Here is an 8,942-nt window from a genome sequence, read left to right as displayed (position 1 = left end):
TGCGCCGGTACCGTTGCTCTGAGACCGTGCCCAGAAACCGTCGAGAGTCGCCAGATCTTCCGCACGGCCGGTGAACAGCGCGGCATCCGGCGGCAGCTGGCGCGGCGTGCGCTCCAACACGCCGACCGCGGGGGCGTGCACGTGAATCCCGCCGGTGATCACCCGAGCCTGGACCACCGGACCCGTCACGAATCCCGACAGTTCATTGCGGGACCCGCTTTCCACCCATCCGGCTTCGCCGCCGCAATCCTCGCCACCCTCGCGCATCGCACACCCCCGGCCTTGGCCAGCGCGCCATGGCAGACAGCAGCCAGCGCCCTGATTCACTCCTAAGACCACCTTAAAGCCCGAACACACACAAACAAGTCACCGCGCCGGGTCTGCACCCGTGAACCGCGTTATGCGGCTTCGCCGCGGTGAATGCGGGCATAAGCTTTCGAAGACGCAGCCAGCGGCGATTGCTCCGGGGAGGGGAAGCTGCTGATGGATCCGATATCGATGGACGCTCTCACCGCGCTGATCGTGCGAGCCGCGGCCGGCGAGGCCGGGAAGACCAGCTGGGCCGCACTGCAAGCTCTCGTGCGCCGGGTATTCAAGCGTTCTGATGCCGCGCAACGGGCGCTTGAACAGGCGGCGACCGGTGACCACCGGGCCGCTACTCAAGCTGCTGAGCACCTCGTCGAGCAGGCCCGGTTGGAGCCCGCGGCCGCCGAGGCGCTGCGGGCATGGATGACTGAGGCTCTAGCGCAAGCTGGAGAGGTAACCAACACGGTGAGTGGCGAGGCACAGATCCAAGGCAACGTCGTGCAGGCGCGGGACATCCACGGTCCGATCACCTTCCACTAGCCGACAGGCGCTCGCCTCCAACGAAGTAGGGGCTGTCGAGCCACCGCTTGTTCTTAGCCGGCGGTGGCTCGACAGCCCCATTGCGCACTATCTGTCGTTGCGGCCTCAGGCTGCGCCGAGCACACTCGCTCCAGTGGGGGTGTGGAGCGAGCAATTACCGTTATGGTCAGCCCATGACAATCCCGTCACGAGGACGGCTGTCAGCAATGCCGCATAGAGGTGCTTGAGGTTCACCTTACGTACCTCAGCATTCTGTCAACTCATGGTTCCGCGCGCATTTGCACGCTGCAAGCACCTTATGATGTCGGGTTCTGAGGTAGTAAGCCAGGCTTGGAGATCGCTGTTACAGAACTGGAACGAGCGGGCAATGCTGCCGTCCCCGATCCGGTCAGCGCACTCGTTCCACCAGTCGCTCAGAGGTCGGGCAGCGCGGGGTCGAGCCGCAGCTCGAACCAGACCGTCTTGCCGGTGGTGGTGCGCCGGGTTCCCCAGCGGCTGGAGAGTTCCTTCACCAGGTGCAGACCCCTGCCACCGTCATCGTCGTCGGCGGCGGCGCGCAGCCGGGGCACGGTCTCCGAGCCGTCGTAGACCTCACATAGCAGCGTTCGATCACGCATCAGCCGTACGCTGATCGGCCCCTCGGTGTACAGCAGAGCATTGGTGACCAGCTCGCTGGTGAGCAACTCCGCGGTATCGCCGAGCTGTCCGAGTCCCCATCCGCCGAGCGCGGCGCGCACCGTGCGCCGGGATTGCGCCACGGCCGGGGGCTCGGGCACCACCGTCCACTCCACCGTGGACGAGGAGGGTATCCCGCGTACGCGGGCCACCAGCAGCGCTGCGTCGTCGAGGGTGCGGTCGCCGCGCAGCCCCGAGATCAGCCCGTCCGCGATGGCTTCCAGGGCCATCGTGGGGTCCTTCACGCCATCGGCCAGGTCGCGCAGGCCGTCGTCGATGTCGCGGCCCGGTGCGCGGCTCTCGACGAGGCCGTCGGTGCAGAGTATGAGCAGGCTGCCGTCGGGCAGCGGGATATCGCGGCTTTCGAAGGTGTGCCCTCCGACGCCAAGCGGCACGCCGGGCGGCAGGTCGAGCTGTTCGGTGCGGCCGTCCGGCCAGACTGCCAGCGGGGGCACGTGCCCGGCCCGCGCGATCCGCACCGTCTGCGCAGTGGGGTCGTACACGGCCACGATGCAGGTGGCGAAGTGGGTGGTGGCCAGCGAGCCGCCCAGGTGCTCCATCAGCTCGTCGAGGTGGTGCAGCACCTCGGCCGGTTGCAGGTCCAGCGCGGCCAGCGTCCGGGTCGCGGTGCGCAGCTGACCCATGACCGCTGCCGCGCGCACGCCATGCCCCATCACGTCGCCCACGACCAGGGCGACCCGGCCGCCGCCGAGCCCGATCACGTCGTACCAGTCCCCGCCGACGCCGGTCAGGTCACTGGCGGGCAGGTAGCGATGCGCGATGTCGATGCCCGCGTGGTAGCCGGAGTCGTCCGGCAGTAGCGCCCGCTGGAGCATCAGCGCGGTCTGCCGCTCATGCGAGTAAAGCCGCGCGTTGTCGATGCACAGGGCCGCCCGCGCGGCCAGTTCCTCGCCGAGCACCCCTTCGCCGGGGGAGAAGGGGCGCCGGCTCGCGTCCCGGGCGAAAACTGCCAGCCCGAGCACCGCGCCGCGGGCCACCAGCGGCACGATCATCAGCGACTTGCCGGCGAATACCGCGGCGGCCTCGTCGCCGAGCCCGGTGGCGATCCGCTCGGCCATCGCCGCGTCTATGTTCTGCAACGTGCGCGACCGGCCGGTGGCCAGCGCCTGCGCGAGCGGCGTGCCGGGCTGGTAGGTGACGGTGCCGCCGACCGGGAAGACCTCCGCGCCGTCGCGGCCGAACGGGGCCGCCGCCAGGCGCCGCAGCACGGTGCCGCTGCCCGCGGGCCGGTCCGGCAGCTCGAAGTCCGCGGCCACCGACTCGAGCACGGTCACGCTGGCGGAGTCGGCGAAGCGCGGAACCGCGACGTCCATCAGTTCGGCGGCGGTCGCCGCCATGTCCAGGGTCGAGCCGATCATCGTGTTCGCGTCGGTGAGCAGCTGCACCCGGCGCATCATCGCCACAGTCGCCGCGTGTTCCTGGAACTGGCTGATCGCCTCGAGTGCGGCGTGCGCAGTGCCCAGCGGCGCGTCGCCGGTAGCCGATTCGTCCTCGGGCAGGTCCGCGCGATCGGTGACCACGATCAGCGCACCGGGGCGGCCGCGGCGGTCCTGGATCGGCTGCCAGCCGCATTCGACCGGGTGCGCGCGCCCGTCGGCGTCGAGCAGGGGGAGGGCGCCGGACCAGCTGCGCCCGGCCAGCACCGAACCGAACAGCTCATCGACTGTGGCGCGGTCCTCGGGTCGTACCAGCAGGGAGCGCAGCCGACGCCCGCAAGCCCGGGCAGCCGAAAGACCGAACAGCGCCTGGGCACCCCGGCTCCAGGAGGTGATCCGTCCGTCCGGACCCAGCGTCAATGTGGCGGGCCACGGCCGGTCGCGTGCGGTAGAGGCCATCGCGGTGCCGCCGTTTCGCGCGTGCCCAGATTCTTGTCGGGTGATCGGTACGGTAGCACACCTCCATGTCAGGACTGTGGGTCGCGCGATTGGTCGCTGAAGTGTTCTATTCGGCGAACCGGCCACCCCGGCTTCCATTTTTCGGGTGGAAACGACAGAAAAGCAAGGAGCGTCCGGGCGCGAATCCGGCCGCGGCTATATCCGCAGGTGTAGCCGCGGCCGGGTCAGCCGCTCAGAGAGCCGGCTCGCCGCGTTCTCCGGTGCGTAGCCGCACGACCTGCTCCACCGCGCTGATCCACACGCGGCCGGTGTCGTCACCGCCGCGCGGCCGCCTGCCGATGCGCGCCAGCAAAGCGACCAGATCGGGCACGTCCTCGTCGTCGGCGAGCACGTCGATCCGCAGGCGCGGCACCAGGTCGGCGACCAGCACCTCGGCCCGATAGACCTCCAGATGCCGATTCCAGCGCGAGGCGGCCAGCAGCGGCGTGACGGTCATGCCGGGAGCCCCGAAGGCGGACAGCGCCCGGCGCGCGATTTCCAGGTCGTCCGGCCGGATGACCGCTGTGATCAGCTTCATCAGTCGGCCGCGACGCATCAGGGTTCCGACGCGCTCGACGAGGCGGTCGACTCGGGTTCCTCGACCGCGGTGGGCGTGACGGCCGCCGGGGGCGAGGCGGCGCCGACCGCGACGAGCGTCTGCGGCGGGGAGACCTCCTCATCGTGCACGGCGAGGTCGCCGCTCTCCAATACCGCATCAGGCAGCCGCAGCTTCATGAACAGCCCGACTACCCGAAGGATCACGAAGGTTCCGATCGCGGTCCACACGATCACGGTCAGCGCGGCGAACAACTGCATCCAGAACTGGTGCCAGGAATGGTTGCCGTAGAACAGGCCGGTGACCGAGAACGCGCTCGAACCCTTCGCGGTTCCCGCGGGGTAGACGATCATGTTCGGATCGGCGAACAGGCCGACCAGCAGGCCGCCGCACAGGCCGGCGATGCCGTGCGTGTACACGACGCCGAGGGTGTCGTCGACCTTCTTGAAGATCCACACCTTCGAAAGCTTGTACCAGGCGGTCCACACGATCGTCGAACTGATCACACCGAGGCAGATCGCGCCGAGTCCGTTCACGTAACCAGCCGCGGGCGTGATGGTCACGAGGCCGACGATCATGCCGTTGATCGAGCCGAGCAGGGTCGGCTTCTTCGTCGGGCTCAACGCGTAGTCCATGACCAGCCAGACCAGCAGCGCGGCAGCCGTGGCGAGGTTGGTGTTGACCACGGCCGCTGCCGCATCGGCGCCGGCGAAGTACGGGTCGCCGCCGTTGAAGCCGTTCCAGCCGAGCCACAGGATGCCGGCGCCGGTCGCGCACAGCAGCAGGTTGTTCGGCGCGCCGTGCTCGCGGTCGCGCTTGAGCCGAGGGCCGATGACCGCCGCCGCCACGAAGCCCGCGGTGCCCGCAGACAGGTGAATGACGTAACCGCCGGAATAGTCCACGGCGCCTTTGCCGGCCCAATAGCCGCCGCCCCAGAGCATGAATGCGTCGGCGCTGTACACGATGGTGGTCCACAGCGGGACGATCACCAGCCACGCCTTGAAGCTCATCCGGCCGATGACGCTGCCGAGCCAGAGCAGCGGAGTGATCGCGGCGAAGACGAACTGGAAATAGAACAGCGCGGATTGAGAGAAATTGAACTTCGGCATCAGCCCGTCGAGCAGCGGGATATCCGCCTGCGCCTCCTGGCCGGCGCCCATGGCCGGTCCCGGTCTGCCGAGGAATCCGCTGGGCGAACCGTTGACCGTGGTCTTGATCCACGGGTGGCCGAAGCCCATGTTGAACGCCCAGAGCGCCCAGACGATCAAAACGAGGGAGAAGGCGGAAAAGGCCATCAACATCGTGTTGACGGCCCACTTCTTCTGCACAAGGCCGCCGTAGAGCACGGCCAGGCCGGGCAGGCTCATCAGGCCGACCAGGGTGGCTGCGGTCAGCTGCCAGGCGGCGTCGCCGGAGGAATAGCCGGTCGCGGGATACGGGATGTAATCGAGGTGCACAGCGTCCGTCCAGATATTGGAGAAGGAGATCGGAGGGAACGTGGAGCCGTTTACCTTCGTTGCGCACGTAGAGCGCGGAAAGTTCCTGCGTCAATACGTGCGCGCACCGTGTCAGCCGCTGGTGTCACACCAGTTCCAGATCTGTGTCGCGCGTGAAACGAGCCGCGCACAATATCAATTCGGCGTGGCCTCGATCACCAAGAACGGCGGCGGCTCAGCCGGCCGTCTCGGCCCGCTGGAAAAGCGTGTTGATCGCGTCGCTGAAATAGACGCTGTAGGACACGTCCGGGGTGTCGCCGCCGGTCTCGAAACCGCCGATCACCCCGACGACCCTGCCCACTCCGGTCTGCGCGTCGACATCGGTCAGGAACGGCCCGCCGCTGGTGCCGTCCGGGTAGCCGGGACAGTCGAACTCCAACTGGGTCGGGCTGAACTGTTTCGTGAAGTCGGTGCAGGTGATCGGCTGCTCGGTATCGCTCGGGTAGCCGACGACCTGGGTGAGCGAGGCGAAGTCGGCGTCCACGCCGAGTTGATCCGCGCCGACTGTGTCCTGAATGCGCTGAGCCGAACCTGGCTGATGCACCACCACGAACGCCACGTCGTAGTCGGGATCCTGGTCGTCGATCCATTGCGGCGCGACCACGATTTGCGAAGCGGTCCACACGCCGTATGGCTGCTGGCCGTCGTGGTATCCGGGCACGAACGCGATGTCGGTGATGAGCGAACCGGACGACTCGTCGTACACGCAGTGCGCGGCGGTTATCACGAGGTCGCCCTTGTCGCTCGCGACCACGCTGCCTGAGCAGAAATGCGATGTCGTGGAGGTGCCGTCGTAGCCGAACAAGGCGCCGACTTGCGGCAGCCCGGAGAACGCGGTTCCAGTCAGCGGATTGGACTGCGACATCGGCGAGCCTGTGGTCTGCGCCGAAATAGCCCCGCCGAAGTCCAGGCTGGGCCCGCTGGCGCCGCTCGACGATGAGGCCGGTGCCGCGGCGCCGGATCCGCCCGATTGCCTGGGTGCCTGCGCGGCGATTTTCAGCGCGCTTTGCGGGTCCAGGGGAACACTGGGATTGAGCTTCGCGCCCCTGCTCGACTCGGGGCGTGGCGCGGGCACCGCCCCGGGCGTCGTGTGCGCGGTATTCGCTGCTCCATGTGTCTCCGAGCGCTGATCGGCATAGAAGGCACCGAACGTGCCCGCCGCGAGGACACCCAAGCACAGGACGGCGGCGGCGTAACTGCGCCGCCGCTGCCTGGACAGTCTCGTGCGGTGCGGGTCGGGTTCTCGCATCGCCTCTCGCCGTGCCGTGCGCGGCCGTCAGACGACCGCTCTGCTGGTTCCGGGTCTCCGCGAGCCTAACCGCGCTGTCTGAAAGATCCCTGAACGTTCTGACCTCAGCAGATAGGAATGCGCTGAGATCAGCTCCGCATCGCGCGCAGCGACTCCTTGAGCGAGGAGGTCGTGGCCAACACGGCGGTCGGCTCGTAGCCGCAGTGCGCCATGCAGTTCGAGCAGCGCTCGTCCTTACCCCGGCCGTACTTCTCCCACTCGGTGGTCTCGATCAGCTCCCGGTAGGTCTTCACGTACCCGTCGTTCATCAGGTAACACGGCCGCTGCCAGCCGAACAGCGAGTAGGAGGGAATGCCCCAAGCCGTGCACTGGAAGTCCTTCCTGCCCTCCAGGAAGTCCAGGAACAGCGGGGAGTGGTTCAGCCGCCAGCGCTTGCGGTTGCCGTTCGCGAAGGCCTTCTTGAACAGCTCGCGGGTCTGGGTGACGCCGAGGAAGTGATCCTGGTCAGGGGCCTTCTCGTAGGCGTAGGCCGGGGAGATCATCATCTGGTCCACGCCCAACTCGTCGTTGAGGTAGTCCAAGACGTCGATCACGGCCTGCGGGGTGTCGTTGTTGAAGAAGGTCGAGTTGGTGTTGACCTTGAAGCCCTTGGACTTGGCCAGCTTGATCGCGTCGACCGCGCCCTGGAACCCGCCCTTCTTGTCCACCGCCTCGTCGTGCCGCTCCTCGAGGCCGTCGATGTGCACGACCCAGGCGAAGTAGGGCGAGGGCTTGAACTTGTCGATGTGCTTGGGCAGCAGCAGCGCGTTCGTGCACAGGTACACGTACTTCTTGCGCTTGATCAGCTGGCGCACGATCTCGTCGATCTGAGGGTGCATCAGCGGCTCGCCGCCGGCGATCGACACCATCGGCGCGCCGCACTCCTCGATCGCGCCGACCGCCTGCTCCACGGGCATCCGCTGCTTGAGCACCGAGGCCGGATGCTGGATCTTCCCGCAGCCGGGACACGCCAGATTGCAGGCGAAGAGCGGTTCAAGCTCCACGATGAGCGGGAATTTCTGCACGCCCTTCAGCTTCTGCTTGAACAGGTACGCGCCGATCCGCGCGGACTGCCGCATCGGAATGGACAAGACGATCAGCTCCCGGTATTTGCTTCAGAAACCGTGCTCGCGTCAGGGCTCGTGCTCGACGCCACGGCGGCCCCGCCGACGACTTCCGAACGTGCATCGACAACTTCTGACCCATGATCACCAAGCGGCGCATGGTCAACATCAGTATCTGCTGGCTGCTGCGCCGCGAGTGGCTCTTGCGGCTCCCCGGTGCGCCGAGCGGTGCGCAGCGAAGGCATAGGCGGCAGGGTGAACTTGTAGGACTCCTCCACCCCGGGCGGATCTTCCCGGTCCACCGGTCCGAGCCCGGCCAGCGCCTGCGCCACCTCGTCCACCAGCTTCGGCGGCGCCGAGGCTCCCGCGGTGAGGCCGACCGAGCGCGCCCCGACCAGCCAGGCCGGGTCGATCTCGTCCGCGCCGTCGATCAGGTACGACGCGGCGCCGGCCCGCTCGGCCACCTCGACCAGTCGCTTGGAGTTCGAGGAGTTCTGCGATCCGACCACCAGCACCACATCCACCTCGGCGGCGATGTCGCGGATGGCCCGCTGCCGGTTGGTGGTCGCGTAGCAGATGTCGGAGGAGGGCGGTTCGAGAATGGTCGGGAAGGTGGCTCGCAGCGCGGAGACGATGTCCGCGGCTTCGTCCTCGGCCAGCGTGGTCTGGGTGAGGTACGCCAACTTGCCCGGGTCTTCCACCTCCAGTTCCTTGGCCTGCCTGGCGTTCTCCACCAGCCGGATGCGCGGATTCGCCGGGTCCGGGTCCTCGCCGAGCAGCCCCTCGGACTCGTCGTGGTTGGCGTGACCGATGAAGACCACGGTGTTGCCGTCGCGCAGCGCCCGGCGTGCCTCGGTGTGCACCTTGGCTACCAGCGGGCACGTCGCGTCCACGACCGTCAGGCCGCGTTGCGTGGCATCCTCGCGGACAGCGGGCGCCACGCCATGCGCGGAGAGAACGACTGGGACGTCGTCAGGAACCTCATCCAGCTCCTCGACGAACACTGCGCCGCGCCGCTCCAAGTCGGCGACGACGTACGCGTTGTGCACGATCTGCCGCCGCACGTATACCGGTGCGCCGTAACGCTCCAACGCCTCCTCGACGATCTCGATCGCGCGCTCC

At 67.8% G+C, this 8,942-nt stretch carries 8 protein-coding genes; 1 reads left to right on the top strand and 7 read right to left on the bottom strand.

Going from position 1 to position 8,942, the window contains the following annotated elements:
- Window positions 1-189, bottom strand: a 189-nt coding sequence (locus VN779_RS19935) for a hypothetical protein (RefSeq protein WP_325725572.1), incomplete at its 3' end; no start/stop codon positions are given.
- A 309-nt stretch (window positions 190-498) separates the two neighbouring features.
- Between VN779_RS19935 and VN779_RS19930 the strand changes: the two genes are divergently transcribed.
- Window positions 499-846 carry a hypothetical protein gene (locus VN779_RS19930; protein WP_325725570.1) on the top strand — a complete coding sequence of 116 codons (348 nt, stop codon included), beginning with the start codon at window positions 499-501 and terminating at the stop codon, window positions 844-846.
- A gap of 413 nt (window positions 847-1,259) precedes the next feature.
- Here VN779_RS19930 and VN779_RS19925 read toward each other — a convergent pair whose 3' ends face one another.
- The 6 genes from VN779_RS19925 to ispH all read right to left on the bottom strand — a co-directional run.
- Complete coding sequence (locus tag VN779_RS19925) at window positions 1,260-3,377, bottom strand: SpoIIE family protein phosphatase (protein WP_325725568.1); 2,118 nt, start codon at window positions 3,375-3,377, stop codon at window positions 1,260-1,262.
- A 232-nt stretch (window positions 3,378-3,609) separates the two neighbouring features.
- Window positions 3,610-3,954: a P-II family nitrogen regulator gene (locus tag VN779_RS19920; protein WP_325725566.1), complete on the bottom strand. Its 345-nt coding sequence runs from the start codon at window positions 3,952-3,954 to the stop codon at window positions 3,610-3,612.
- Between the two features lie 17 nt (window positions 3,955-3,971).
- A complete protein-coding gene (locus VN779_RS19915; protein WP_325725564.1) occupies window positions 3,972-5,429 on the bottom strand; it encodes an ammonium transporter in 1,458 nt (485 codons plus the stop codon).
- Window positions 5,430-5,643: 214 nt separating this feature from the next.
- Window positions 5,644-6,717 carry a trypsin-like serine peptidase gene (locus VN779_RS19910; protein ID WP_325725562.1) on the bottom strand — a complete coding sequence of 358 codons (1,074 nt, stop codon included), beginning with the start codon at window positions 6,715-6,717 and terminating at the stop codon, window positions 5,644-5,646.
- A gap of 128 nt (window positions 6,718-6,845) precedes the next feature.
- Window positions 6,846-7,847, bottom strand: coding sequence for an adenosyl-hopene transferase HpnH (hpnH, locus tag VN779_RS19905; RefSeq protein ID WP_325725560.1), 1,002 nt, complete (start codon window positions 7,845-7,847; stop codon window positions 6,846-6,848).
- Between the two features lie 5 nt (window positions 7,848-7,852).
- Window positions 7,853-8,942, bottom strand: a 1,090-nt coding sequence (gene ispH / locus VN779_RS19900; RefSeq protein ID WP_325725558.1) for a 4-hydroxy-3-methylbut-2-enyl diphosphate reductase, incomplete at its 5' end; no start/stop codon positions are given.

It is taken from the genome of Actinocrinis sp., from assembly GCF_035605935.1.
GTDB lineage: Bacteria > Actinomycetota > Actinomycetes > Streptomycetales > Catenulisporaceae > Actinocrinis.
This window is presented reverse-complemented; position numbering and strand designations above follow the sequence as displayed.

Bases quoted from the DNA above. Each gene is read 5' to 3' on its own strand.
- VN779_RS19930 (WP_325725570.1), top strand. From the start codon at position 499: ATGGACGCTCTCACCGCGCTGATCGTGCGAGCCGCGGCCGGCGAGGCC.
- VN779_RS19925 (WP_325725568.1), bottom strand. From the start codon at position 3,377: ATGGCCTCTACCGCACGCGACCGGCCGTGGCCCGCCACATTGACGCTG.
- VN779_RS19920 (WP_325725566.1), bottom strand. From the start codon at position 3,954: ATGAAGCTGATCACAGCGGTCATCCGGCCGGACGACCTGGAAATCGCG.
- VN779_RS19910 (WP_325725562.1), bottom strand. From the start codon at position 6,717: ATGCGAGAACCCGACCCGCACCGCACGAGACTGTCCAGGCAGCGGCGG.